The sequence below is a fragment of the Kitasatospora sp. NPDC059795 genome, assembly GCF_042732175.1.
GTDB lineage: Bacteria > Actinomycetota > Actinomycetes > Streptomycetales > Streptomycetaceae > Kitasatospora.
Window position 1 is genome coordinate 539,352 of the sequence record NZ_JBHWID010000002.1, and the last position, 23,979, is coordinate 563,330.

The window sequence follows — 23,979 nt, forward strand, 5'->3', positions numbered from 1 at the left end:
CTCCGGAGGGCTCGGGGTGCTTGGAGCGTATCCGGTGCGGCGGCGGGTGTCGTGGGGTGGCGGTCAGGCGTCCTTCTGCAGCTCGGCGAGCAGTCGTCGGGCGACGGCGTCGTTCTGGCGGAAGGACGGCGCGTCCGTGCGGGGGCGGGCGAAGGCGGCGGGGGCGCGGGTGGTGGTGGGTGCGCCGAGGGCGGTGCGGCGCGGGTGCGGGTGGCCGTCGAGGGCGGGGTCGAACAGCCGGGCGTCGGCGTCGGTGCGGATCAGGCCGGAGCGGTAGGTGTGGCCGTCCGGGTCGCCGAGGTGCTCCTCGGCGATCCGGCCCTCGTGCAGCAGGCGGCGCAGCAGCGGGTCGGCGGTGCGTTCCAGGGCGTGCCGGGGCAGGAAGGCGTCGACCAGGGCGGTGCCGTGGACGTGGTGGCCGGGCAGCGCGGGGGAGGAGGCGCGGAAGCTGCCGTGCCGCTCGTCGAGGTGCACGTGCAGGTCGGGGCCGAGGAAGTGGAGCAGGCCGGCGTCGGCGAGGGCGAGCAGCTGGTCGAGGCGGAAGCCGGGCGGGCCGGAGGTGTAGAAGGAGAAGAAGCCGTTCCACCAGCCGTCGAGGTCGGCGGCGGTGGAGCGGGCGGTGAGCGGGTGCCGGGGCAGCAGCCGGACGAGTTGGCCGTACAGCGAGAGCAGGGCGTGGAAGGCGCCCAGGTCGGCGCTGTGCCGGGGGTCGGAGCGGCGGGCCAGGTCGGCGCGCAGATGGGCGTGCAGGTGCTGCTGGAGTTCGGCGGGGTCGGCGACCCGCAGGCCGGCCAGCGGGCGGTCGAGCCGTTCCAGGTCGAGTCGGTCCTCCGGGTCGGGGACGGCGGCGGCGACCAGCGCCTCGCGCTGCGGGCTGTACCAGTCGAGCGGGTGGTAGGCGGCGAGGAACTCCGCCCAGGGCAGGGTGGTGCGTCCGGGGTGGCCGTGGAACAGCTCGTGGTAGTAGCCGAAGCCGATCTCCTTGGCCATCGCCGGCCACAGGTCGCGGCGGAACTCCAGTGGCCCGTCCGGGAGTCGGGTGTCCGGCCCGAAGTAGCGGGGCAGCGGCGGGGGCGGCCCCTGGAGCCGGTAGCCGGTCTTGGCGTGGTACGGGACGCCGCGCCGGGAGCCCGCGTACAGCACCGGCTCGCGGCCGGACGGGAGGTAGCGCAGGCCGCCGCAGGGCTGCCGGACGAAGCGGCCGCCGCGGCCCTCGGTGAGCAGGGCGACCAGGTCGACGAAGGCCAGGCCGAGGCCGCGGACGATCACCGGCGCGCCGGGGGCCAGGCCGTCCAGGTCGGCGTCGGCGGTGAACGCGGGCGGCAGGTAGGTACGGCCGTGGCGGGCGGCGAAGGCGCGGGCGGCGGCCGTCCCGGGGTCGGGCGCGGAGTCGAGGTGGCCAAGCGCGAGGACCACCCGGTCGGCGAGCAGCACGGTGTCGGAGAGGTGGACGCGCTGCGGGCCGTCCGGGTCGCCGGTGATCCGCCAGGCGGTGTCGCGGTGGACGAAAAGCCGTACGGTGCCCGGGAGTTCGGCGGCGGCCCGGCGGAGCGCCCAGTCCAGGTAGGCGCCCTGGGCGCGCCGGGTGGGGAAGTCGGTGGGCGCGAGGGTGCGCAGTTCGTCGGCGACGTCCGGGTCCTCGACCGGCCGGTACGGCGGGTGCGCGGCCGGCTCGGCGGCCCACTCGGCGAGCGACGGGCCGGGGCGGACCGGGCCCAGCACGGTGGAGCGCTCGTCGGTGAACATGGTGACGTCCTCGGCCATCGAGTTCATCCGCAGCAGCGGCGACTGCGCGTACCGCCAGATCCGGCCGCCGCCGGGCGGGTGCGGATCGACCAGGTGGACGTCCAACTCGACGCCGGGGGCGAGCAGTTCGGGCGCGTTGGCGGCGATCCGCTCCAGCAGGCCGGTGCCGCGCGGACCGGCCCCGACGACGACCAGGACGGGCACCCGGCTCACCGCCCGCCGGCCCGGCGCAGCGCCGCCCGGGCCCGCTGCCACGGGGTGGGCGGCAGCTCGGCGCGGGTGGAGCCGCGGGCGAAGTGCCGCTCCAGGTAGTACTGGCCGATCGAGAGCAGGCTGGTCACGCCCACGTACCAGAGCGTCGCGACCATCAGCAGCGGGATCACCTGGTACGTCCGGTTGTAGATCAACTGGGCGGAGAACAGCAGGTCGTGGACGGCCAGCACGGAGATCACCGAGGTGCCCTTGAGGGTGCCGATCAGCATGTTCCCGGCGGGCGGCAGGATCGCCCGCATCGCCTGCGGCAGCACGATCCGGCGCAGCACCCGGCCGCGTCCGAGGCCGAGCGAGGCGGCCGCCTCCAGCTGGCCCTGGTCGACCGAGAGGACGCCGGAGCGCACCACCTCGGCGGCGAACGCGGCCTCGTGCAGGGTCAGCCCGATCACGGCGGTGAGCACCGGGCCGAGCAGGTCGACCGTCCGCAGCGAGAACAGCTCGCCGGCGAACGGGACGCTCAGTGCGAGCCTCGGGTACAGCGCGCCGATGTTGAACCAGAACAGCAGCTGGACCAGCAGCGGGGTGGCCCGGAAGATCCAGACGAATCCCCAACTCAGGCTCCGCAGGACCGGGTTGCCGGACAGCCGGGCCACCGCCAGGCCGGTGCCGAGGGCGAATCCGGCCGCCATCACGACGGCGGTCAGCCAGAGCGTCAGCCACAGGCCGCGCAGGATCGCGGTGGAGGTCAGGTAGGCGCCCACCACCGGCCACTCGAAGGCCGGGTTGCCGGCCAGCGAGCGCAGCAGCAGCCCGGTGGCGAGCAGCGCCAGGCCGCCGGAGACGTACCGCCAGGGGCGGCGGCGGGGCGCGATCGGCAGCGCGTGGTCGGGCGGGGCCGGGGAGACCCGGGGGAGGGGTGGGGCGGTGGGCGAGGCCATGAGGGCTCCAGGGGCGGCGGGGCAGGCGGTGGCCGCATGCCGTCACTCACGCGCGCCGCGTCCCTCAACGCGGCTGGGCTCGGCGGCAGTTCGCGGCCGGGCCCGGGCAGTACTCGCTCCGCTCCGATGGTACGGGCGGGCCGCTCGGCACTGTCAAGAGCGGCCAGGTTTCGCCCCGTGAACGATGGTTGACGGATCATCGGGGCCACTGCTCAACTGTTCGACATGACTGCCGAGCAGCCCGACCTGGTGACGCGCGGCCACATCGACTTCTGTCGGGTGTGGTCCGCCGCGTGTTGCGGCTGACCCGGCAGCGGGCCGCCTGACCGGCCCTTTCCTCTCCTCCGGGAGTCCTCCCTCGGTCGCCCCGTCGCGGGCCGGGAAGCCGTCCGTCCGGACGGCCCAACAGGCGTACGCTGCCGCCCTTTTCGCGTTCCCGCTCGCTCCGAGCCCCCCGGCGCCCCGTCACGCGCCGACCTGATTCCCGCTGAGTTCCCGCCGTTCCCGTCCCGCCCGCCGAGGCGTCCCCCCGGCATGCCCGGACGCGGAACCGCGCCGACCCGAAGAGGCCCGCCATGCCCGTCGAGTTCCTCGGAATCGCCGCCACCGGCGACGGTTCGGAGACCACCGCCCGCACCACCCACGCCTTCGACCGCGACTACACGCTGCGGCTGGCCCGCGCCCACGAGGACCACGGCTGGGACCGGGTGCTGTTCGCCTACGGCGCCGGCTCCCCGGAGCCCGCCGCCTCCGCCGCGTACCTCGCCGCCAAGCTCGACACCCTGCAGATCCTGCTGGCGCACCGCCCGAACGTCTCCTACCCGACCTTCGCCGCCAAGACCTTCGCCACCCTGGACCGGATCAGCGACGGCCGGCTCACCGTGCACTTCATCACCGGCGGCAACGACCACGAGCAGCAGCGCGAGGGCGACTTCCTGCCCAAGGACCGCCGCTACGACCGCACCCGGGAGTACATCCGGATCGTCAAGCAGGCCTGGACCAGCCGCGAACCCTTCGACCACGACGGCGAGTTCTACCGCTTCAACGACTTCGTCGCGGACGTCTTCCCGGTCCAGCTGCCCCGCCCGAACGTCTCCTTCGGCGGCTCCTCGCCCGCCGCCTTCGCGGCCGGCGGCGCCGAGGCCGACATCTACTGCCTGTGGGGCGAGCCGCTGGCCCGCACCGCCGAGCAGATCGAACTGGTCAAGGCCGCCGCGAAGGCCGCCGGGCGCACCGATGTGCCGCGCATCCAGGCCGCGTTCCGGCCGATCATCGCGCCCACCGAGGAACTCGCCTGGGAGAAGGCGCACCGCACGGTCGGCGCGATCAGGGCCCGGCGGGAGAGCAACGACCTGGTGCGCCGGCGCCTGACCGCCGACCGGCAGCCCGAGAACACCGGCTCGCAGCGGCTGCTGGAGATCGCCGAGGCCGGCGAGCGCTACGACCGCGCCCTGTGGACGCCGACCGCCGCCGCCACCGGCGGCGCGGGCAACTCCAACGCGCTGGTCGGCACCCCCGAGACCGTCGCCCAGGCACTGCTGGACTACTACGACCTCGGCGTGGAGATCCTCTCCGCCCGCGGCTACGACCACATCGACGACGCCATCGACTTCGGCCGGTACGTCATCCCGCTGGTGCGCGAGGAGGTCGCCAAGCGCGACGCCGCCAAGGCCGGGGCCGCCGGCGCATGAGCACGCTCGTCGTGGAGCGGGCCGTCCTCGGCGAGCCCCGCACCGAACCGCTGATCCGCGAACTCACCCACGAGTACGTCACCCGCTACGGCCCGGGCGGCCACGAGGAGATGGCCCGCCACCCCGCCGAGGAGTTCGTCCCGCCGCACGGCCTGCTCCTGCTGCTGCTCCGCGACGGCGAACCCGTCGCGGGCGGCGCCTACCGGCGCTACGACGCGCGGACCGCCGAGCTGAAGCGGATGTGGACCGGCGCCGAGCACCGCCGCCAGGGCCACGCCCGCCGGGTCCTCGCCGCACTGGAGTCCGCCGCCCGGGAGGCCGGCTACCGGCGGATCTTCCTCACCACCGGCTGGCGCCAGCCCGAGGCCAAGGGCCTCTACCTGGCGGCCGGCTACACGCCCCTGTTCGACGTCACCGGGCAGCCGGAGGAATCCCGCCCGCTGCCGTTCGAGAAAGACCTGGCCGCCGCCGCGGCGGCCGGAAAGGCCCCGCTCCGATGAGACGCTTCCACCGCCGACTCCCGTTCGCACCCGCCGTGGCGGCCGTCCTGCTGCTGTCCGGCTGCGGCTCCGACCCGACGGCCGGTCCGGCGGCGGCGCCGGTCGGAGTGCAGCCGAGCCAGGACGTGCTGGGCCAGGTGCGGAAGGACGACGCGGCGGCCGCCCTGCTGCCCGCCGAGGTGCGCGCCGTCGGCACCCTCAAGCTCGGCGGCTCGATCGGCACCCCGCCCGGCGCCTACTACCCCGACTCCTCCCAGCACCGCCCGGTCGGCCTGGACGTGGACATCGTCGACGGCGTCGCCAAGGTGCTCGGGCTGACGGTGCAGCGCGAGGACGCCGCGTTCGAGACCATCCTGCCCGCGCTCGGCAGCGGCAAGTACGACGTCGGCACCGGCAACTTCGGCGTCACCGAGGCCCGGCTGAAGACCGTCGACTTCGTCACCTACATCGACGACGGCCAGGGCTTCGCGGTGCGCGCCGACAACACCGCGCTGACCGACGTCACCGACCTGACCCAGCTGTGCGGACTGACCGTCGGCACCGGCGCGGGCACCACCTTCGAGGCCACCCTGAACGCCAAGAAGGACGTCTGCCCGCAGGCCGGCCGGAAGCCGTACGAGGTGAAGGCGTTCGCCGAGAACGGCGCCACCGTCACCGGCCTCCAGCAGGGCCGGCTCGACGTGGTGATGTCCACCATCAACGGCCTGCGCTACCAGGCCGCCCAGCCCGGTGCGAACGTTCGCTTCCTCGGCGAGTACCACCGCCTCGACGTCGGCTTCGCGTTCAAGAAGGGCTCGCCGCTCACCCCCGCCTTCCAGGCCGCCGTCAACCGCCTCATCCAGGACGGCAGTTACCAGAAGATCCTCGCCAAGTGGGGCACCACCGACTCGGCGATCACCGAATCCCGGATCAACCCGCCCGAGCACTCCTGACCCCGGAGCCCCCGCGATGACCGTCACCACTCTCGACACCCCGCGACAACAGGACGACGGCGCCGCCGAGTTGCCGATCGTCCCGCACCGCCGGCCCTGGCGGCTGGTGGCCGGACTGGCCGCGCTGGTGCTGGTCGCCCAGTTCCTGCACGGCCTGGCCGTCAACCCCGGCTGGGACTGGCCGACCTTCCGCGCCTTCGTGTTCTCCGACAGCATCCTGCGCGCCGTCGGCGTCACCCTCCAACTCACCGCCTGGGGAACGGTGCTGGGCTTCGCCCTGGGCGCGGTCGTCGCCGCGCTGCGACTGTCCGGCAGCCCGATCCTGCGCACCATCGCCTGGACGTACGTGTGGGCGTTCCGGTCCATTCCGCTGATCGTCCAGCTGGTGTTCTGGTTCAACCTCGCCTACCTGTACAAGCGGATCGGCATCGGCATCCCGTTCGGCCCGAGCTTCGTCTCCTTCGGCACCATGGACCTGCTCGGCGCACTCGGCGCCGCCGTCCTCGGCCTCGCCCTGCACCAGGCCGCGTACGCCGCCGAGATCATCCGCGGCGGCGTCCTCGCGGTGGACGCCGGGCAGCTCGAAGCGGCCGCCGCGCTCGGCATCCCGCGCTTCCGGCAGGCCTGGCGGATCGTGCTGCCGCAGGCCATGCGCGGCATCCTGCCGAACGCCGCGAACGAGGTGATCTCGCTGTTCAAGGGCACCTCGATCGTCTACGTGATGGCGATCGGCGAACTCTTCTACCAGGCGCAGGTGATCTACGGCCGCACCGGCCGGGTGGTGCCGCTGCTGCTGGTCGCCACCGCCTGGTACGTGCTGCTCACCACCGCCCTCTCCCTCGTCCAGTACCGCGTCGAGCGCTACTTCGCCCGCGGCAGCGAACGCACCCCGCCGCCCACCCCCTGGCAGCGCCTGCGCGCCGCCGTCACCGAGATCCAGGAGAAACGAGCATGAGCAGCGGTACGGCGATGGTGGAAGTGCGCGGCGTCCACAAGCGGTTCGGACGGCTGGAGGTGCTGCGCGGCATCGACCTCGACGTCCGGCCCGGCACCGTCACGGTGGTGCTCGGACCGTCCGGCTCCGGGAAGTCCACCCTGCTGCGGGCCATCAACCACCTGGAGAAGCTCGACCGCGGCCACGTCCGGGTGGACGGCGAACTGATCGGCTACCGGAAGGCCGGCGACCGGCTGCGCGAACTGCCCGAACGCGAGGTGCTCAAGCAGCGCACCCGGCTCGGCTTCGTGTTCCAGAACTTCAACCTGTTCCCGCACCTCACCGTGCTGGAGAACCTCGTCGAGGCGCCCGTCGGCGCGCTCGGCGTCCCCCGCGAACAGGCCCGCGCCCGGGCCCGCGAGCTGCTGGCCCGGGTCGGCCTCGCCGACAAGGCCGACGCCTACCCGCGCCGGCTCTCCGGTGGCCAGCAGCAGCGCGTCGCCATCGCCCGGGCGCTCGCCCTGGAACCCAAGGTGCTGCTGTTCGACGAACCGACCTCGGCGCTCGACCCCGAACTCGTCGGCGAAGTCCTCGACGTCATCAAGGACCTGGCCCGCACCGGCACCACCATGATCGTGGTCACCCACGAGATCGGCTTCGCCCGTGAGGTCGCCGACACGGTGGTGTTCATGGACGGCGGAGTGGTGGTCGAACAGGGCCCGCCCGCCCAGGTGCTGGACGCGCCGCAGCACGAGCGCACGCGCGCCTTCCTCGCCAAGGTTCTCTGAGTCCCTGCCATCCGTAAGTCTGTTTTTCCGTAAGGGAGTTGTCGTCGTGATCGCTGGTCTTCGTCGCAGTGCCGGTCCGGCCGCCCTGGCCCTCGCCGCCGCCTTTCTGCTCGCCGCCTGCGGCTCCGGCGGCAACGCCGCCGCCGACCTGGGCGGGTCCGGTGCGGGCACCGCGCCCAACGGCGTCAAGGTCAACCTGACGCCCGAGCAGCACCGGATCACCACGCCCAAGGTCGACGCGATCGCCGCGCTGGTGCCCGAGGAGGTCCGCCGAAGAGGCACCCTCCAGGTGGTGGACAACCTCGGCACCGTCCCACCGCTGGACTTCCACGCCACCGACGACCGCACCATCATCGGCGCCGAACCCGACCTGGCGTACCTGATCGGCAACGTCCTCGACCTGAAGGTCGAGCTCACGCCGGTCTCCTGGGAGAACGTCTTCGTCGGCCTGGACAGCGGCAAGTTCGACGTCGGCATCACCAACATCACCGTCACCGAGGCCCGCAAGGAGAAGTACGACTTCGCCACCTACCGGCTCGACATCCTCGGCTTCGAGGCCAAGAAGGGCGGCAGCTGGAAGGTCGAGGGCCCGGCCGACGTCGCCGGACACACCATCGGCGTCGCCTCCGGCACCAACCAGGAGAAGCTGCTGCTCGCCTGGAACGAGCAGAACGTGAAAGCCGGCCTCAAGCCGGTGGACGTGAAGTACTTCCAGACCTCCTCCGACTACTACCTGGCCCTCGGCTCCGGCCGGATCGAGGCCTGGCTCGGCCCCAACCCGTCCGGCGCGTTCCACGCCGCGCAGACCGGCGAGACCGAGATCATCGGCACCTACTCGGGCGCCGGCGACCAGGTCCTCGGCAAGATCGCGGCCACCACGAAGAAGGACAACGGGCTGGTGAAGGCGCTCGGCGCGGCCATCGACGAGCTGATCAGGAACGGGAGCTACGGCGAGGTGCTGAAGCGCTGGGGCCTGGACAACGAGGCCGTGCAGAGCTCCGAGATCAACCCGCCGGGCCTGCCGAAGACCGACTGACGGGCGCCCCGGGCCCGGACCAGCCGTGCGGGATGCGTTCCAGCACCCCGCCCGCGAACACGTCGTACAGCGGCAGCGGCTCCAGGTGCACATAGCCGATGTGGCAGTCGCACTCGCCCAACGGGCAGGCCCGGGGACGCAGTTGGGCCCGGTAGGAGTCGTCGTACAGGTTGCCCAGCGGCGGTCGGACGAAGTGGCAGCGGCGCACCGTGCCGTCCCCGTCCACCGAGACCACGCTCTCCCCGGTGCGGCACGGCAGGCCCGCGCTGCGGTGCGGGTGGCGGCTGTAGCCGAACAGTGGGTCCAGCGCGGTCCACTCGGCCGCCTCGGCGTCGGTGTACGTGAGGCCGTCGGCGGCGTTCACCCACAGGTAGACGGACGGCGGCAGGGCGGCCCGCAGCCGGCGGGCCGCCGCCAGGTGCTCCGGCTGCCCGACCACGCCGACGCTGAACCGCACGCCCAGCGCGGCCAGTTCGGCGCACTTGGCGAGGAAGCGCTGCTCCGTCACCTGGCCCGGGTGGTACGTCACCCAGAGCGCCAGCTTCGACAGGTCCGCCTCGGCCAGCCAACCGGTGCGGCAGCTCGCGTTGGTCTGGATCGCCACCCGCTCCAGGTGCGGCAGCCGGCTCAGCTCCACCATCGCCCGGCGGTACCAGGACCGCACCAGGCCCTCGCCCCACGGCGTGAACAGCACCGAGAGCGGCCCGTGTTCGTACGCCGCCGCCCAGGCGGTGAACCGCTCCAGCGCTGCTCGGTCGGTGCGCAGCAGCTCCGGGGAGTCCCGCCGCTTCGCGAACGGGCAGTACGGGCAGTCGTAGTCGCACGACGACAGCGGGCCCCGGTACAGGATCGTCAGCGCGCTCATTTCGGCGAGTACTCCGTCATCCGCGCGCGCACTCCGGCGGAGAACAGCCGCGGGCCGATCGCGTCCGACCAGGCCAGGCCCTCCGGGCTCAGCAGCAGGCTGTTCCGCGCGTCGTCGGCCAGCCAGCCGTGGGCGGCGAACTCGGCCAGTTCGGCCGGGAAGTCCTGCTCCGGGGTGCTGCCGAAGCGCTCGCGGTAGGCGGTCAGGTCGACGCCCTCGCCCTGCAGGAGGGACTGCACCAGGTGGCGGCGGCGGGTCTCCTCGTCCGTCATCTCCCAGCCCAGTTCGGCGCGCGAGAAGTCCGGGGCGGCGACGTAGTCGTCGATGATCCGGCGCACCTCGCGGGCGTCGACCGCGTAGTCGAAGGAGTAGTGCAGCTTCGAGGTGTACGAGCGCGCCCCGCAGCCGAGGCCGACCATGCCGTCGGTCTGGCAGGCGTACTCGCCGGTGCTCGCGGCCGCCCCGCCGGTGCGGCGGAACATCCGCATGGACACCTGCTGGTAGCCGTTCGCCAGCAGGTGGTCGCGGCCGGCGCGGTAGAGCGTCAGGCGTTGGGCGTCCCAGTCCGCGGTGTCGCCGGTGGTGCCGCCGTCGGTGCCGTCGGTGGTGGAGGCGGGTGCGGTGTGGCGGCCGAGGCCGGTCAGGGGGCGGACGTACAGCGGGTAGAGGTAGAGCTCCTCCGGCCGCCAACTCAGCGCCGCGTCCAGGGACTTGATCCAGCTGGCCACGGTCTGGCCGTCGATGCCGTAGATCAGGTCGATGTTCAGCACCGGGAAGCCGGCGTCGCGGACCCGGCCGAGGGCCGCCTCCACCGCCGCCCGCTTCTGCGGCCGGACGGCCGACTTCGCCTCCTCGTCCAGGAAGGACTGCACGCCCAGGCTGAGCCGCGTGGTGCCGCGCTCGGCCAGCACCCGAAGGCGGTCGGCGGTGGCGGTGTCGGGGGAGGCCTCGACGGAGAGCGGGATCGCGGTGAGGTCGGCGCCCATGCGGTGCTCGGCGATGTCGCACAGCCGCTCCAGCTCGGACGCCGTCAGGTAGGTCGGCGTGCCGCCGCCGAACGCGGCGAGGGCGAACCGGGCGTCGCCGGCGAGGGCCTCGCGCACCTGGCCGGCCTGCCGCTCCAGCGCGTCCAGGTAGGCCGTGGTCAGGCCCTCCGGGCTGCCGATCCGGGTGAACAGGTTGCAGAAGCCGCAGCGCACCTCGCAGAACGGGATGTGCAGGTAGAGCGAGAGGGCGTCCTGCTTCTCGCCCCGCCACAGCCCGGTCAGCGGCGGGCGGTCGGGGAGCGGACGGTACGCCGTCTTGTGCGGGTAGGCGTAGACGTAGGACTGGTACGGGGATTCGGACGCGGTCGGTGTCGTCATCGGTCCTGCCTCGGGGGAGCGGCCGGGAGGGTGAAGTGTGCGTACGGCACCGTCCAGACCACCTCGTGGCCGATCCGGTGACCGGTGTAGCCGTCCTCGCCGTACGCCGTGCCGTGGTCGGAACAGACGATCGCGAAGCACGGGCGGCGCGCGGACATCGCCGCGAACAACCGCCCCAGATGCGCGTCCACGTACTCCAACGCGGCGGCGTGACTGGCCCGCGAGTCGCCGTCCTCGCGGGTCGCGCCCGGGAGGTGGAACCAGTTCGGCTGGTGCAGGGCGGAGACGTTGACGAAGAGGAAGAGCGGCCGGTCCGGGGGCTGCTCGGCGGCGACCCGCTCCGCCACCGCCACCTGCGACTCGAACGAGGTCGGGGACGGGACGCCCAACTCCGGTGCCCAGTGGCTCTCCTGGAACAGGCCGGGGAGGACGGAACCGAGCGGGCCCTGCTTGTTGAAGAAGCCGACACCGCCGATGCAGACCGTGCGGTAGCCGACCCCGGCGAGAGCCGACGGCAGGTCGGGGGCGTCGAACACCCAGGTACGGGACTCGGTCGACTCGGAGCCGGCGAAACGCGCGGCGAAGAGCCGCGGGTGCGGGCCGTCGGGGGACGCCGGCGTGGGCAGGAAGCCGGCCAGGATCGCCTGGTGGGCGGCGTAGGTGAAGCTGCCCGGGGAGTGCCGGCGCTCCCAGACGCCGTTCGGGATCACCCGGGCGAGGTGGGGGAGGCGGCCGGCGGCGAGAAGCTCTTCGGCGACGTCGAAGCGGAGGGTGTCGAGGGTGACGAGGAGGAGGTCGTGGGTGCCGACGATCTCGTTCATGTTCGGTATGTCGTGGTGCAACGAGGGTTCCTTGGGGTTGACGCCTGGCTGTTGAGGGGGCGGGCCTTGGCGGGGTGTCGGGTGCGGCGCAATGCTCTGTGCCGTCGGGGCGTCAACTGGCTCTTGAGTGAGCGGATCTGGCCACGGGGGCGAGGAGGGCCTGCCGGTAGGTCGGCGAAGCCAGCTGCGCGGCGTAGGTGTCGAGGCCCGGGGCCGGGCCGTCGGGGAGGCCGGGGAGGTTGGGAAGGAGGTCGCCGAAGGCGTTGACCTCGCCGACCAGGGTGCGGCGCCAGTGGGAGGTGGGGAGGAGGTCGACGCCGACCATGGGGGTCTGCGGGAAGCGGGCGGCGGCGGCTTCGGCGGTGGCGAGGAGGGCGGGCCAGGCGTCGCCGACGGCGGACCGGAGGGCCGCCGTCTCGCCGCGGGCGCCGCCGAGGTGGAGGTTGGTCATGGGGTGGCGGCTGGTGCGGACCACCACGTGGGTCGCCCGGCCGTCGACGACCAGGACCCGGAGGTCCGCGGTGCGGCCGTGCCGGCCGGACTTGGGGACCCACTGTTCGACGTGCAGGCCCTCCGGGGCGAGGCGGTCGATCAGGGCGGCGACCTCGGCCGCGTCGCGGTAGCGCCGGACGGTGAGCGAGTTGTGCAACCCGTCCGGGGCGACCTCCACCGAGGTGGTGGCCTGGACCCGGCCGTGCGGGCCGAACTCCAGGGCGACCACCCCGGACGCGGAGGAGCCGTGCACCGGCTTGAGGAACACCCGGCGCATCCCGGCGGAGTCCAGCCGTTCGCGCAACTCCTCGAAGGAGGACGGGAGTTCGCCCGGAAGCGCGGCGGGCACCGGGACCCCTGCGGCGGCCAGCGCCGCATGCGCGCGGCGCTTGTCGAACATCACCGCGATCTCCTCCGGATCGCCGAGCATCCGCACCCCCGGCCGGGCGGCCAGTTCGCGCAGCGCGGCGGTGACGCCCGCGTACCAGGCCGGGCCGCCCTCGACCCGGGTGGCCGCGTAACCGTCGCCCAGCGCGGCGCCGCGCAGCAGCCGGTCGGCCTCCGGGTCCTCGCCGGGCGAGTCGACCCGGACGACCGCGCCGGGCGGCAGTTCGTACCGTCCGCGCAGCACCGAGGACCAGGGCAGCACGGTGGGCTCCGGCAGCCCCGCGGCGCGGGCCGCGGCGGCGAACAGGGGGACCCGTCGGTGCCCGGGACAGCCCAGGACGACCAGCTGTGGCGACGTCAACGCAGCGGCCCTGCCTACTCGGAGACGGCGACGTAGCGCCAGTTGTCGTTCGGGTCCTCGGCGCCGGACAGGTCGACCTCGACGCCGGGCAGGGCGTCCCGCAGGCGCTTCTGCATGCCCTCGGTGAGGTAGTGGTGGTGCAGGTCGAGGGTCTTCAGGTGGGTGAGCGGCTGGCCCTCCAGCAGCGCCGCCGCGCCCTCGTCGGTGAGCGCGCCCATGGACAGCGACAGCCCGGTGAGCCGGGGCACCACCGGGGCGTGGGCGACCTCGGCGGCGATCCGGTCCTGGGTCTCGGCGTTCTGCAGGCCGAGGTGCTTCAGCGCGGGCAGGTTGGCGCCGGACAGGAACGGGGCGAGGTCCTCGTTCGTCCAGTTGCCGCCGTAGTTGTCGACGCCCAGCCACAGTTCGAGCTTCTCCAGTGCCGGGAAGTCGCAGGCGCCGACGGCGCGGACCACCGGGCCCGGCAGGCCGCCGGCCTCGAAGCGCAGTGCCTTCAGCTTCTCGTGCCGCACCGGCTTCAGGGCGAGCCGGTCGTTGCCGTCGTAGTCCTCGCCGGCGCCGCGCACCACCAGCTCCTCCAGCTGCGGGAACGCCTCGAAGACCGGCGTGATGTCGCACATCTGGATCCAGGAGATCTCGCACTCCTCGAAGGTGATGTCGCCGAGGAACAGCGCCCGCAGCGCGGGGAAGCGGCCGGCGGACGCGAGGATCAGCGGCAGCGCCTCGGCCAGCGACTCCGGCTCCTCGGAGAACCAGCGGCCGATCACCAGCGCGGTGACCTTCTCCACCGCGACGGTCTCCAGGAACGTCGCCCAGTGCTCGGCGAAGGCGGTCTCGTCGTCCCAGTCCACCCAGACCTTCCACGCGGTGGACGGCGCCTCGGGCAGCTTCCCCTCCTTCGCCGCCTCCAGGAAGTCGGTGACGGGGAGGCCGTGGAACTCCTCGATGTGCTGGTTGATGGTCATGCGCCGCTCCTCGCTGCTCGTCGTGGGGCCGGACCCTGTCTACCAGCCGCCCCCGACGTTCACCCGCACGGGGAATCCTTCGGGCGTGGTGTTGTCGGTGGGGCCGCCTAGTTTTCCGATCGGGACGTCCGGCGCCCGGCCGGACCCGACCGCGGGAGGACTCGCGTGTACCGCCAGGGTGACGTACTGATCGTGCCGACCGAACAGAGCGCGGTACCGGCCTCCGTGGCCCACCTGCCGCGCCAGCCCCGGGACGGCCGCGGCCGGCTGGTGCTGGCGCTCGGCGAAGTCACCGGCCACGCGCACGCGGTGGTCGGCCCCGGCGAACTGCTGCGCGAGGGCGGCCCGTTCGGCCGCGCCTGGCTGCACCTGCCGGAGGGCGGCCGGGTCGTGCACGAGGAGCACGCGACGATCGCGCTGCCCACCGGCTGGTTCCGGGTGGTCCGGCAGCGCGAGTACGTGCCCGGCGCCGTCCGGATCGTCGCCGACTGACCCACCCGTACGAGACGAGGACAGAACTGATGAGCACGCAGCTGACCGGCCGTCCGGCGGACGCCTCGGTGGCGCACTGGCGCGCGGTCGCCGCCGCCACCGGACCGGCCGACCGGGCCACCGCCGAACAGGCCGTCCGGGACGCCTACCGGGCCGCCGGGCTGGCCGAACCCGCCGAGTTCCGCTGGCACCCGTCGCCGCTCGCCGCGGTCACCGAACTGCTCGACCACCGGGACGGGTTCGGCCGATCCGTGCGCGAGCAGGTGCGCACCGCCGCCTGGGAGCGGGCCCGCACCGCCGCGCTCGCCGCACACGGCCCCGGCGGCTGGGCCGAACTGTGGGGCGCGACCGGCGCCGAACTCGCCGCCACCACCGCACTGCCCGCCGAACGCGTCCGCGCCGCGCTGCTCGACCACTTCGCGCCCGAGCCCGCAGCGCAGGGCTGGGAGGAGTCCCGCCGGCCGGAGAACAAGGAGCTCCGCCGGGTGGCCGGCGAGACCCGCGCCACGGTCCGGCTCGCCGTCCTGGACGCCGTCGCCGGCCAGCACGACGCCGCCTGGTTCGCCGCCTTCGACACCGCCGGCACCGGCGACGACGCCCTCGCCGCGCTGGCCGGCGTCGCCCGACAGGCCGGCTGGTGGTGGCCGTTCGAGAACACCGTGCTGCTCAGCGAACGCCCCGTCGCCCTGCACCGCGACGAGGCCGGCCGACTCGACCGCGCCGACGGCCCCGCCCTCGCCTACGCCGACGGCTTCGCGCTGTACGCCTGGCGCGGCATGCCCGTCCCGGCGGACTTCCTGGAGCAGCTCACCGGCCTCACCGTCGAGCGCATCCGCACCGAGGAGAACGCCGAACTGCGCCGCGTCATGCTGGAGCACTTCGGCTACGACCGCTACCTCGCCGAATCCGGGGCGGAGCCGCTGCACCGCGACGAGACCGGCATCCTGTGGCGGATCCAACTCCCGGACGACGAACCGGTCGTGATGGTCGAGGTGGTCAACTCCACCCCCGAACCCGACGGCACCCACCGCACCTACTACCTGCGCGTCCCGCCGCACATCCGCACGGCGAGGGCGGGCGTGGCGTGGACGTTCGGGGTCGAGGAGGAGGCGTACCGGCCGCAGCGCGAAACGTGAGAGACGCCTACAGCCCTATGCTCCGCAGGCGGGCCAGCAGCACCCCCGCGGGGCTCTCCGGGGTCTCCAACTCCAGCCACGGGCGCAGGACTTCGGCGGTCTGGTCGTCGCGGACGGCGGTCGCGGCGGCCATCACCACGAACTGGTCCACCAGCCACCCGCAGAGTGAGTCGACCGGGATCTGGCGGCCCTCGTCCAGCCGGCTGATCGCGGAGGCCTCGACCACCGAGATCCAGGAGCGGACCAGCAGGGTGAGCCGGGGTCCGGCCTCGCCCACGCCCAGGTGGCGCAGGGTGCGTCGGAGCGCGGCGCGGCGGACGTCGTCGACGATGGCCGAGGTGCGGGCGGTCTCCACCACCGAGCCGCCGCGGAGCAGCGCGCCGTAGCCGGCGGCGTGCTCGTCGACGAAGGCGAAGTAGCGCTGCAGGACGGCGCGGAGCTGCTCGGTCGGGGTGCCGGTGAAGCCGTCGGTGCGGAAGCGCCGGACGAGTTCGGAGGCCGCACTGCGCAGCGCGGCCTCGTACAACTGCTGCTTGCCGCCGGCGAAGTAGCGGTAGACGAGCGGGCGGGACGCCCCGGCGGCCTCGGCGACGTCGTCGAGCGAGACGTCCTCGGGCGGGCGGGCGGCGAACAGTTCGAGAGCGACGGCGATGAGCTGCTCGCGCCGCTGCTGGACGGGCAGTCGGCGGTAGGTGGTGCGCCGGGGGCGCTCCGCCTCGGTGGGGGAGGGGGTCGCTGCCATGGGTGCCAGGGTAGTAGTCGGGCGGGCCGGTCCGGCACGGTCGGGACCGGCGGGTTCCTACCGGCCGGGCGGCGTCACCGACCGCAGACTGTGACCAGGTGTCTGCGGATCGTGACGAGGAGCGGCCGGTGCGGTGGGTGCGGGCGGTCTGGCGGTGGATCGGGAAGTCCCCGGGGACGTACGTGTGGCTGCTGCTGCTCGCCGTCACCAGTTTCGTGGTGGCCCGGAAGGACCCGGCGGCCCTGCACTTCTTCCTGCAGCAGCGCTCCACCAACATCGACCAGCTGAACGCCCACCCGGTGCGCGTGCTGCTGGCCAGCCTGATCTGGACCGAGCAGGCGAACTTCCTGTTCTACTTCGTGATGTTCCACCTCTTCCACCTCCCCGCCGAGCGCTGGCTGGGCACCGGCCGGTGGCTGACGGTCGCGCTGACGGCGCACGTGCTGGCGACGTACCTCAGCCAGGGCGTGGTGGCGTGGGGCGTGCACCACGAGGTGCTGCCGATGCGGATGGCGCGCACCGTGGACGTCGGGGTGTCGTACGCGCTGGCCGGGGTGCAGGGCGTGCTGACGTGGAGCCTGGCGGGCGTCTGGCGGTGGGTGTACGGGGGCGGGCTGGTGGTGTTCTACCTGGTGCCGCTGCTGACCTCGCGGACCTTCACCGATCTGGGGCACTTCTGCGCGGTGCTGATCGGACTGGCGTTCCGTCCGATCACCCGGGGCCGGCCGGTCTGGGACCCGTCCCGGACGCTGCGCCGACTGCGCACGGCACGCAGTTGACGCGACCACTTCCAAAGAGGACTTGAATTCGTCCGGCGCTGCGACAGGATGGCCGGATGGCTCATGAACCGAACGATCGTCACGCAGGCGGCTCCACCCCGCGCCGCATCGCCGACGCCTATGTCCACGCCCTCGCCGAGCTCGACCCGCTGACCGCGGTCTACCTCGGCCTCAACCCGGAGGACGACCGGCTGACCGACCTCTCCCCGGCCGGCACCGGCGCCCTCGCCGACCTGGCCCGCCGCACCCTCGCCGAACTGGACGCGCTGGAGGCGTCCGGCCCGGTCGACGGGGAGGAGGAACGCCGCTGCGCCCGGCTGCTGCGCGAGCGGCTGACCGCCGAGATCGCCGTGCACGAGGCCGGCGAGGACTACCGGTCGGTCCGCAACCTGGGCTCGCCGGTCCACAACACCCGCGAGATGTTCACCCTGCTGCCCACCGACACCGACCAGGACTGGCTGCGGCTCGGCCGCCGGCTGGCCCGCTTCCCGGCGGCGATGGCCCAGTACCGGCAGACCCTGGAGGAGGGCCTGCGCCGCGGCCTGTTCTCCGCGCCGCGCCAGGTCGACACCGTGGTCGGCCAGTTCGCCGAGTGGATCGAGTCCGAGCGCCCCGGCGGCTGGTTCGGCGAACTGGTCGCCCCCGCGCCCGAGGACCTGCGGGAGCAGCTGACCGCCACCGCCGTCGAGGCCACCGGGTCCCTCGTCGAGCTGCGCGACTGGCTGCGCGACGTGTACGGCCCCGCCGCCCAGGGCACCCCCGACGCGATGGGCCGCGAGCGCTACACCCGCTGGGTGCGGTACTGGACGGGCGCCGACCTGGACCTGGACGAGGCGTACCGCTGGGCGTGGGAGCAGTTCCACGAGCTGGACGCGCAGATGCGGGTCGAGGCGGAGAAGGTGCTGCCCGGGGCGACCCCGATGCAGGCGATGAAGTGGCTGGAGACCGACGGCCCGGCGATCCGCGGCGAGCAGGAGGTGCAGGAGTACCTGCAGGACCTGATGGACCGGGCGATCAACGACCTGCAGGGCGTGCACTTCGACCTGGCCGACCCGCTGCTGAAGGTCGAGTCGCGGATCGCCCCGCCCGGCAGCGCCGCCGCCCCCTACTACACCCAGCCGTCGCTGGACTTCTCCCGCCCCGGCCGGACCTGGCTGCCCACCCTGGGCCGCGAGGCGTTCCCGGAGTGGGACCTGGTCTCCACCTGGTACCACGAGGGCGTCCCCGGCCACCACCTCCAGCTCGCGCAGTGGACGTACGTGGCGGACCGGCTCTCCACCTACCAGGTCACCCTGGGCGGCGTCAGCGCCAACATGGAGGGCTGGGCGCTGTACGCGGAGCGCCTGATGGACGAGCTCGGCCACCTCACCGACCCGGGCCACCGCCTCGGCTACCTGAACGCCCAGATGATGCGCGCGCTGCGGGTCATCGTCGACATCGGCATGCACGCGGAGCTGGAGTTCCCCGCCGACTCCCCGTTCGCCGCCGGCGAGCCGATGCTGCCGGAGCCCGCCCGCGAGTTCTTCGGCGCGTACTGCGGCCTGTCCGCCGACTTCCTGGACAGCGAACTGGTCCGCTACCTCGGCCTGCCCGGCCAGGCGATCGGCTACAAGCTCGGCGAACGCGCCTGGCTGAGCGGCCGGGCCGCGGCCCGGGCGGCCGCCGAGGCGCGCGGCGAGGAGTTCGACCTGAAGGCGTGGCACATGGCGGCGCTGTCGCAGGGCTCGCTGGGCCTGGACGACCTGGTGACGGAGCTGAGCTCGCTGTAACCGCAGGAGTGTCCCGGGTGGCCGAGCGGCCGGGCACCCGGGTCCCCCGTCCCAAATGCTGACAAAACTGCACATACTGCCTTGCTCGGGACCGGATCGGGCGCTTGGCTGGAGAGAGCGCCGTGAACGCGCGCACCCAGGCCCATTCCCGATTCGGCGGAAGGCGGTCCTCAGGTGACCTCCCCGCACGCCCCCGACACCCAGCAGGCCGACCCGCGCCGCTGGTGGGCCCTGGCGGTCATCGCCATCGCCCAGCTGATGATCGTCCTGGACGCGACGATCGTGAACATCGCCCTCCCGTCCGCCCAGCACGACCTGGGCATCTCCAACGCCAACCGGCAGTGGGTGATCACCGCCTACACGCTGGCCTTCGGCGGCCTGCTGCTGCTCGGCGGCCGGATCGGCGACCTCTTCGGACGCAAACGCACCTTCATCGTCGGCCTGCTCGGCTTCGCACTGGCGTCCTGCCTCGGCGGCTTCGCCACCACCGGCGGCATGCTGTTCGCCGCCCGCGCCCTGCAGGGCGCCTTCGGCGCGCTGCTCGCCCCGTCCGCGCTGTCCCTGCTGTCGATCACCTTCCGCGACCCGCGCGAACGGGCCACCGCGTTCGGCGTGTTCGGCGCCCTGGCCGGCGGCGGCGCGGCGATCGGACTGATCACCGGCGGACTGCTCACCGAGTACCTCAGCTGGCGCTGGTGCCTGTACGTCAACGGCCCGATCGCCGTGGTCACCGCGATCGGCGCCTACTACCTGCTGCGCCGCGACCACATCGACCGCTCCCACCGGGTCCGGCTCGACCTGCCCGGCGCGGTGCTCGGCTGCGGCGGCCTGCTGCTGATCGTCTACGGCACCTCCGAGGCCGTCGACCGCGGCTGGGGCGACTGGCTGGTGCTCACCTCGCTCTGCGTCGGCGTCGTGCTGCTCGCGGTGTTCGCCCTGGTCGAGCGGCGCACCCCGCACGCACTGCTGCCGATGCACCTGATCCGCAACCGCAACCGGGCCGGCAGCGCACTCTCGGTCGGCCTGGCCGTCATCGCCATGTACGGCCTGTTCCTGTTCCTGACGTACTACATGCAGGTCGTGAAGGGCTACTCGCCGATCCGGGCCGGCGTCTCCTTCCTCCCGATGACCGCCGCGATCATCATCGCCTCCGCCGGCATCGGCTCCCGCCTGATGACCCGCGTCCCCACCCGCGCCCTGATGGTCCCCGGCCTGCTGATCGGCGCCGGCGGCATGGCCTGGCTCACCCAGCTGCGGGTGGACAGCTCGTACGCCGGCCTGGTGCTGCCCGCCGAGATCCTGCTCGGCATCGGCCTCGGCCTGGTCTTCATGCCCGCCATCAGCCTGGCCACCCTGGGCGTCGCCCCGCAGGAGACCGGCGCCGCCTCCGCCATCATCAACAGCGCCCAGCAGGTCGGCGGTTCGATCGGCACCGCGCTGCTCAACACCATCGCCGCCAGCGTCACCGCCACCTACCTCGCCACCCGCAACCCGACCGACCCCCTGGTCCAGGCCCAGGGCGCGGTGCACGGCTACGCGGTCGCCACCGCCGTCGCGATGGGCATCCTGCTGCTCGCCGCCGTGGTCGCCTTCCTGATGATCAACCACCGCCCCGCCCCCGGCGAGGCCGAGGGCCGCGCCGCCCAGGAGGGCACCGGAACCGTCGCCCAGGCAGAGGCATAGGCGACCCGACCCGTTCGCCCGGTGCCGCCGTCCGCGCGGTCGGCCCCGGTCATGAGACCCTGCTGTCCGCCACCGGAAATCTCACGAGTCTCCCAGCCAGGAATCACGGCATTTCCAGCTCGGCGACGCATATTCGAGACAGCTAGGGTCGCCCCCGCCCGCCGACGACAACGGCGCGGACGGCGGGGCGGCCTCCGGTCGGGAGGAAACGGGGCACCATGGGACGGCACTCCAGGCAGCGCAAGCGCCGCTCGCTGCGGCCGGTCGCCCTCACCTCGCTGCTCACCGTCGGCGTGGTCGGCGCGATAGCCGCAGCCGGGCTGGTCTCCGTCCACCTGCGCGACCCGCGCCAGCAGTCCAGCTCCGACAGCGTCGCGGCGGCCGGCCCGCTCCCGGCCCCCGCCCCGCTCGGGAGCTCCGGCGCCTTCGCGAGCACGAACACGAGCGCGAGCCCGAGCCCGAGCGCGGAGGCCTCCGCGGGCGAGGCCGGCGGGCAGCCGAGCGCCGACGGCACGGCCGACCCCGCCGGCGGACTCACCCGGCAGATCCCGCCCGTCGCCCCGCCGGACGTCAGGCTCGGCGTCACCGGCAACGCCCCGACCAGCACCGAGTCGATCCGGGTCGGCGCGCTGTTCACCGGTGACGCCACGCCGGGCAACCACTTCTGCACCGCCAGCGTCATCGACAGCCCCGGGCGCAACCTGATCCTCACCGCCGCGCACTGCCTGTCCGGCGTCAACGGCGTCACCTTCGTCCCCGGCTACCACGACGGCCAGGCCCCGTTCGGCAGTTGGCAGGTCACCAAGGCGTACACCGCCGACGGCTGGCAGAACGACGACGACCCCGACGAGGACTTCGCCGTGCTCGCCCTCGCGCCCAACAACGGCATGCGGATCGAGGACGTGGTCGGCGGCAACCAGCTCGGCGTCAACGCCGCCTGGACCGTCCAGACCCGGCTGTACGGCTACCCGAACGGCGCCGAGCGGCCCGTCGTGTGCACCAACGCCACCAGCCGCCAGGACACCTACCAGCGGCACATCGACTGCCCGTCCTTCCCCAGCGGCACCAGCGGCGGCCCGTTCATCGACGCCGCCACCGGCCAGGTGGTCGGCGTCATCGGCGGCTACCAGCAGGGCGGCGACACCGACGACACCTCCTACAGCGCCTACTTCGACCACACCGTCGCCGACCTGGTCGCCCGGGCGAGCTGACCGGCCCTGGAATCCCTCGCCGCCGTCGCCCACAATGGGGCGACGACGCACACGAGGGGGAGGCGCGGTGTTCCGCCGCTGGTGGTTCCTGAAGTCCGCGGGGCCCGCCCCGGCATCCGAACACCACCCGAGCCGCCGGGAGATCCGCGAGCACAACGCCCTGGTGCTGGGCGAGTGGGAAGCCCTCCGCGACCGGCTGCGCGAGCTCGCCACCGAACGCGTCACCGCCGCCGGCACGGTCTTCCAGGCCGCCGAACTCCGGCTCCCCACCGAGGAGTCCGCCGCCCGCCGGGCCTACCAGTGGGCACTGGAGGCGTACGAGGCCGCCGGCCGACTGCTCGACCACGCCGACCACCGGGACACCGACCTGCCCGACCTCGCCGCCGCCGTCGTCCTCGCCGAACAGGCCGTCGAACGCCTCGCCGCCGCCCACCTGCTGCACGCCGGACAGCGGCCCGGCCCGCTCGCCGTCCGCTGCTACTACAACCCGCTGCACGGCCCCGCCGAGACCGCCGACGAAGCGCCCAAGAACCGCAAGACCCGCCAACGGGCCCGCACCGGCGCCCGGGAGGCCGCCGCGGAGCGGCGCCCCGCCTGCCACTCCTGCCGCGCCGCGATCCTGGCCGGCCAGACCCCCGACGTGCTGCCCGCGCTGCTCCCCGCCAAGGCCGCTCCCGGCCGCAAGGGGCCCGTCCTGGTCCCCTACTTCGCCGTCCCCCGCCAGTGGTCCCCGTGGTCCACCACCGGCTGCGGCGCCTACGACCCCGCCACCCCGGCCCTCGTCCTGCGCGGCGACCACCGCAAGCAGAAGCCGAGTTGACGCCCCCTCGGCGCTACGCTTCAGCGCTACGCCTCAGCGCTTCTTGCGCTCGGCCACCCGGCGTTCGACCTCGGCCAGGAAGTGCGGCGGAACCTCGCCGGTGGCCCGCAGGTGCGCGCGTTCCGCGGGGGTGAGTGTCTCGGCCACGATGTCCACGGCGAAGGCGTACTTGTGCAGCTTCCCCGAGGCTGTCTCGCGCCGCAGGTCCGCGGCATCCTCTGCCCGTTCGTTGCCTTCCCAGCTGTCCCGGGTGCGGAACAGCGCGGTCAGCCGGCCGAGCCCGCCGCGCCGACGGGCCTTCCGGTTCACCTGGTCCCGGACGGCCAGCCAGCACAGCCGCTCGTCGGGCAGGTTCGGAACGGTTCTGGTCATGGGTGGTGCCCCCCTCGTTCACATGTCGGGGGAGCGTACCGGTCGGGGGAGTGCGAAGGACAACGAAAAAGGCCCAAGTCCCTTGGACCTGAGCCTCGTTCACGCACTTGCTGCGAAGTGCCCCCGGTAGGATTCGAACCTACGCACCCGCCTCCGGAGGGCGGTGCTCTATCCCCTGAGCTACGGGGGCCTGAGCGATCTGTGATCACCCGGCCTTGCGGGGAAAACACTACCAGGGAAACTCCGTGCTCCGTGCACGGGTTTCCGGGGGACCGGGCCGGACGGGCCGTCAGGGGCAACCGGGAAGTAGCGGAAAGCCCGGACGGGCGGGCTGGGGCGCGGCTACCCTCGGTGAGGTGGCGGCGACGTCGGGGCGGGTCCTCGTGGTGGACGACAGCGAGGTGATCCGCCGGCTGATCAAGGTCAACCTGGAGCTGGAGGGCTTCGAGGTGGTGACCGCCGCCGACGGTGCCGAGTGCCTGGAGGTGGTCCGGGGCGTCGCGCCGGACGTGGTGACCCTGGACGTGATGATGCCCCGGCTGGACGGCCTGCGCACGGCGGCCCGGCTGCGCGCCGCGTGGGAGACCGCGCACCTGCCGATAGCGATAGTGAGCGCCTGCACCCCCGCCGACCTGGAACGCGGCGAGTCGGTGGGCGTGGACGGCTACCTGGCGAAGCCGTTCGACCCGGCGGACCTGGTCGAACTGGTGCACCGGCTGCGGGCGATGGACCGGCCGGCCGCGCCGGGCGCCCGGCGTTTCGCGTACGACTTCGGCGGCGCCGGCCTCGATCGCACCGAACGGAATTTCGCCCTCGGCGAACACGTGCAGGAACTTGTTCCGCCGGACGAGTCACGCCCATGAGATGTGCCGGTCTGCGCCGCTCTCCGACGAGACGAAGCACACCCGGCGCCGCGACGCGCGCCCCGTTGGGCAAACCGAG

The 23,979-nt window shown here is 73.4% G+C and carries 23 protein-coding genes and 1 tRNA gene; 14 read left to right on the forward strand and 10 right to left on the reverse strand.

Annotated features, from left to right (window positions below):
• Positions 1-63 precede the first annotated feature (63 nt).
• Both ACFV4P_RS06370 and ACFV4P_RS06375 read right to left on the reverse strand, forming a co-directional pair.
• The gene (locus ACFV4P_RS06370) at positions 64-1,950 is read right to left on the reverse strand and encodes an FAD/NAD(P)-binding protein (protein WP_380467903.1); all 1,887 of its coding nucleotides are present in this window, start codon (positions 1,948-1,950) and stop codon (positions 64-66) included.
• Positions 1,951-1,955: 5 nt separating this feature from the next.
• Positions 1,956-2,897, reverse strand: a complete 942-nt coding sequence (locus ACFV4P_RS06375; RefSeq protein ID WP_380467905.1) for an amino acid ABC transporter permease — start codon at positions 2,895-2,897, stop codon at positions 1,956-1,958.
• 575 nt (positions 2,898-3,472) lie between these two features.
• Between ACFV4P_RS06375 and ACFV4P_RS06380 the strand changes: the two genes are divergently transcribed.
• Genes ACFV4P_RS06380 through ACFV4P_RS06405 form a run of 6 tightly spaced genes read left to right on the forward strand, consistent with a single transcriptional unit; the run spans position 3,473 to position 8,778 of the window.
• Positions 3,473-4,588: an LLM class flavin-dependent oxidoreductase gene (locus tag ACFV4P_RS06380; RefSeq protein WP_380467907.1), complete on the forward strand. Its 1,116-nt coding sequence runs from the start codon at positions 3,473-3,475 to the stop codon at positions 4,586-4,588.
• Positions 4,585-5,088 (forward strand): GNAT family N-acetyltransferase, encoded by a 504-nt coding sequence (locus ACFV4P_RS06385; protein ID WP_380467909.1) that lies wholly within the window; start codon positions 4,585-4,587, stop codon positions 5,086-5,088. The genes ACFV4P_RS06380 and ACFV4P_RS06385 overlap by 4 nt, the downstream gene beginning before the upstream one ends.
• Entirely contained in the window at positions 5,085-6,020 is a 936-nt protein-coding gene (locus ACFV4P_RS06390; protein ID WP_380467911.1) for an ABC transporter substrate-binding protein, read from the forward strand. Before ACFV4P_RS06385 ends, ACFV4P_RS06390 begins: the two co-directional genes overlap by 4 nt.
• A 16-nt stretch (positions 6,021-6,036) precedes the next feature.
• Positions 6,037-6,975 (forward strand): amino acid ABC transporter permease, encoded by a 939-nt coding sequence (locus tag ACFV4P_RS06395; protein WP_380467913.1) that lies wholly within the window; start codon positions 6,037-6,039, stop codon positions 6,973-6,975.
• Positions 6,972-7,742, forward strand: coding sequence for an amino acid ABC transporter ATP-binding protein (locus tag ACFV4P_RS06400; protein WP_073814292.1), 771 nt, complete (start codon positions 6,972-6,974; stop codon positions 7,740-7,742). Before ACFV4P_RS06395 ends, ACFV4P_RS06400 begins: the two co-directional genes overlap by 4 nt.
• 46 nt (positions 7,743-7,788) lie before the next feature.
• The gene (locus ACFV4P_RS06405; protein WP_380467916.1) at positions 7,789-8,778 is read left to right on the forward strand and encodes an ABC transporter substrate-binding protein; all 990 of its coding nucleotides are present in this window, start codon (positions 7,789-7,791) and stop codon (positions 8,776-8,778) included.
• Here ACFV4P_RS06405 and ACFV4P_RS06410 read toward each other — a convergent pair.
• From ACFV4P_RS06410 to ACFV4P_RS06430, 5 genes are all read right to left on the reverse strand, one after another.
• Complete coding sequence (locus ACFV4P_RS06410) at positions 8,747-9,643, reverse strand: STM4011 family radical SAM protein (RefSeq protein ID WP_380467918.1); 897 nt, start codon at positions 9,641-9,643, stop codon at positions 8,747-8,749. The genes ACFV4P_RS06405 and ACFV4P_RS06410 overlap by 32 nt on opposite strands.
• Positions 9,640-11,007, reverse strand: coding sequence for an STM4012 family radical SAM protein (locus tag ACFV4P_RS06415; protein ID WP_380467920.1), 1,368 nt, complete (start codon positions 11,005-11,007; stop codon positions 9,640-9,642). Before ACFV4P_RS06415 ends, ACFV4P_RS06410 begins: the two co-directional genes overlap by 4 nt.
• A complete protein-coding gene (locus tag ACFV4P_RS06420; RefSeq protein WP_380468174.1) occupies positions 11,004-11,828 on the reverse strand; it encodes an STM4013/SEN3800 family hydrolase in 825 nt (274 codons plus the stop codon). The genes ACFV4P_RS06415 and ACFV4P_RS06420 overlap by 4 nt, the downstream gene beginning before the upstream one ends.
• A 112-nt stretch (positions 11,829-11,940) precedes the next feature.
• Positions 11,941-13,068, reverse strand: a complete 1,128-nt coding sequence (locus tag ACFV4P_RS06425; RefSeq protein ID WP_380467922.1) for an STM4014 family protein — start codon at positions 13,066-13,068, stop codon at positions 11,941-11,943.
• 14 nt (positions 13,069-13,082) lie between these two features.
• A complete protein-coding gene (locus ACFV4P_RS06430) occupies positions 13,083-14,033 on the reverse strand; it encodes an STM4015 family protein (protein WP_380467923.1) in 951 nt (316 codons plus the stop codon).
• A 165-nt stretch (positions 14,034-14,198) separates the two neighbouring features.
• On the opposite strand from ACFV4P_RS06430, the gene ACFV4P_RS06435 reads away from it, so the two are divergent.
• Both ACFV4P_RS06435 and ACFV4P_RS06440 read left to right on the forward strand, forming a co-directional pair.
• Positions 14,199-14,525, forward strand: a complete 327-nt coding sequence (locus ACFV4P_RS06435; protein ID WP_380467925.1) for a hypothetical protein — start codon at positions 14,199-14,201, stop codon at positions 14,523-14,525.
• Positions 14,526-14,554: 29 nt separating this feature from the next.
• Positions 14,555-15,661: a DUF6745 domain-containing protein gene (locus ACFV4P_RS06440; protein ID WP_380467927.1), complete on the forward strand. Its 1,107-nt coding sequence runs from the start codon at positions 14,555-14,557 to the stop codon at positions 15,659-15,661.
• Positions 15,662-15,668: 7 nt separating this feature from the next.
• Here ACFV4P_RS06440 and ACFV4P_RS06445 read toward each other — a convergent pair whose 3' ends face one another.
• Positions 15,669-16,403 (reverse strand): TetR/AcrR family transcriptional regulator, encoded by a 735-nt coding sequence (locus ACFV4P_RS06445; protein ID WP_380467928.1) that lies wholly within the window; start codon positions 16,401-16,403, stop codon positions 15,669-15,671.
• A gap of 98 nt (positions 16,404-16,501) precedes the next feature.
• Here ACFV4P_RS06445 and ACFV4P_RS06450 point away from each other — a divergent pair, with 98 nt between their 5' ends.
• The 5 genes from ACFV4P_RS06450 (at position 16,502) to ACFV4P_RS06470 (ending at position 22,665) form a co-directional block, all read left to right on the forward strand.
• Positions 16,502-17,182, forward strand: a complete 681-nt coding sequence (locus ACFV4P_RS06450) for a rhomboid-like protein (protein WP_380467930.1) — start codon at positions 16,502-16,504, stop codon at positions 17,180-17,182.
• A gap of 56 nt (positions 17,183-17,238) precedes the next feature.
• Positions 17,239-18,951: a DUF885 domain-containing protein gene (locus ACFV4P_RS06455; RefSeq protein WP_380467932.1), complete on the forward strand. Its 1,713-nt coding sequence runs from the start codon at positions 17,239-17,241 to the stop codon at positions 18,949-18,951.
• A 258-nt stretch (positions 18,952-19,209) separates the two neighbouring features.
• Positions 19,210-20,634, forward strand: coding sequence for an MFS transporter (locus tag ACFV4P_RS06460; RefSeq protein ID WP_380468176.1), 1,425 nt, complete (start codon positions 19,210-19,212; stop codon positions 20,632-20,634).
• A gap of 218 nt (positions 20,635-20,852) precedes the next feature.
• The gene (locus tag ACFV4P_RS06465; RefSeq protein ID WP_380467934.1) at positions 20,853-21,845 is read left to right on the forward strand and encodes a trypsin-like serine peptidase; all 993 of its coding nucleotides are present in this window, start codon (positions 20,853-20,855) and stop codon (positions 21,843-21,845) included.
• A 67-nt stretch (positions 21,846-21,912) separates the two neighbouring features.
• The gene (locus ACFV4P_RS06470; RefSeq protein WP_380467936.1) at positions 21,913-22,665 is read left to right on the forward strand and encodes a hypothetical protein; all 753 of its coding nucleotides are present in this window, start codon (positions 21,913-21,915) and stop codon (positions 22,663-22,665) included.
• Positions 22,666-22,698: 33 nt separating this feature from the next.
• Here ACFV4P_RS06470 and ACFV4P_RS06475 read toward each other — a convergent pair whose 3' ends face one another.
• Complete coding sequence (locus ACFV4P_RS06475; protein WP_380467938.1) at positions 22,699-23,037, reverse strand: hypothetical protein; 339 nt, start codon at positions 23,035-23,037, stop codon at positions 22,699-22,701.
• A 118-nt stretch (positions 23,038-23,155) separates the two neighbouring features.
• A tRNA-Arg gene (locus tag ACFV4P_RS06480) sits at positions 23,156-23,227 on the reverse strand.
• Between the two features lie 166 nt (positions 23,228-23,393).
• Here ACFV4P_RS06480 and ACFV4P_RS06485 point away from each other — a divergent pair.
• Entirely contained in the window at positions 23,394-23,900 is a 507-nt protein-coding gene (locus ACFV4P_RS06485; RefSeq protein ID WP_380467940.1) for a response regulator, read from the forward strand.
• Positions 23,901-23,979 lie beyond the last annotated feature (79 nt).

Coding starts and splice junctions, on each gene's coding strand:
- ACFV4P_RS06375 (WP_380467905.1), bottom strand. CDS start 2,897: ATGGCCTCGCCCACCGCCCCACCCCTCCCCCGGGTCTCCCCGGCCCCG.
- ACFV4P_RS06380 (WP_380467907.1), top strand. CDS start 3,473: ATGCCCGTCGAGTTCCTCGGAATCGCCGCCACCGGCGACGGTTCGGAG.
- ACFV4P_RS06385 (WP_380467909.1), top strand. CDS start 4,585: ATGAGCACGCTCGTCGTGGAGCGGGCCGTCCTCGGCGAGCCCCGCACC.
- ACFV4P_RS06390 (WP_380467911.1), top strand. CDS start 5,085: ATGAGACGCTTCCACCGCCGACTCCCGTTCGCACCCGCCGTGGCGGCC.
- ACFV4P_RS06395 (WP_380467913.1), top strand. CDS start 6,037: ATGACCGTCACCACTCTCGACACCCCGCGACAACAGGACGACGGCGCC.
- ACFV4P_RS06400 (WP_073814292.1), top strand. CDS start 6,972: ATGAGCAGCGGTACGGCGATGGTGGAAGTGCGCGGCGTCCACAAGCGG.
- ACFV4P_RS06410 (WP_380467918.1), bottom strand. CDS start 9,643: ATGAGCGCGCTGACGATCCTGTACCGGGGCCCGCTGTCGTCGTGCGAC.
- ACFV4P_RS06415 (WP_380467920.1), bottom strand. CDS start 11,007: ATGACGACACCGACCGCGTCCGAATCCCCGTACCAGTCCTACGTCTAC.
- ACFV4P_RS06420 (WP_380468174.1), bottom strand. CDS start 11,828: ATGAACGAGATCGTCGGCACCCACGACCTCCTCCTCGTCACCCTCGAC.
- ACFV4P_RS06430 (WP_380467923.1), bottom strand. CDS start 14,033: ATGACCATCAACCAGCACATCGAGGAGTTCCACGGCCTCCCCGTCACC.
- ACFV4P_RS06440 (WP_380467927.1), top strand. CDS start 14,555: ATGAGCACGCAGCTGACCGGCCGTCCGGCGGACGCCTCGGTGGCGCAC.
- ACFV4P_RS06445 (WP_380467928.1), bottom strand. CDS start 16,403: ATGGCAGCGACCCCCTCCCCCACCGAGGCGGAGCGCCCCCGGCGCACC.
- ACFV4P_RS06455 (WP_380467932.1), top strand. CDS start 17,239: ATGGCTCATGAACCGAACGATCGTCACGCAGGCGGCTCCACCCCGCGC.
- ACFV4P_RS06460 (WP_380468176.1), top strand. CDS start 19,210: ATGATCGTCCTGGACGCGACGATCGTGAACATCGCCCTCCCGTCCGCC.
- ACFV4P_RS06465 (WP_380467934.1), top strand. CDS start 20,853: ATGGGACGGCACTCCAGGCAGCGCAAGCGCCGCTCGCTGCGGCCGGTC.
- ACFV4P_RS06475 (WP_380467938.1), bottom strand. CDS start 23,037: ATGACCAGAACCGTTCCGAACCTGCCCGACGAGCGGCTGTGCTGGCTG.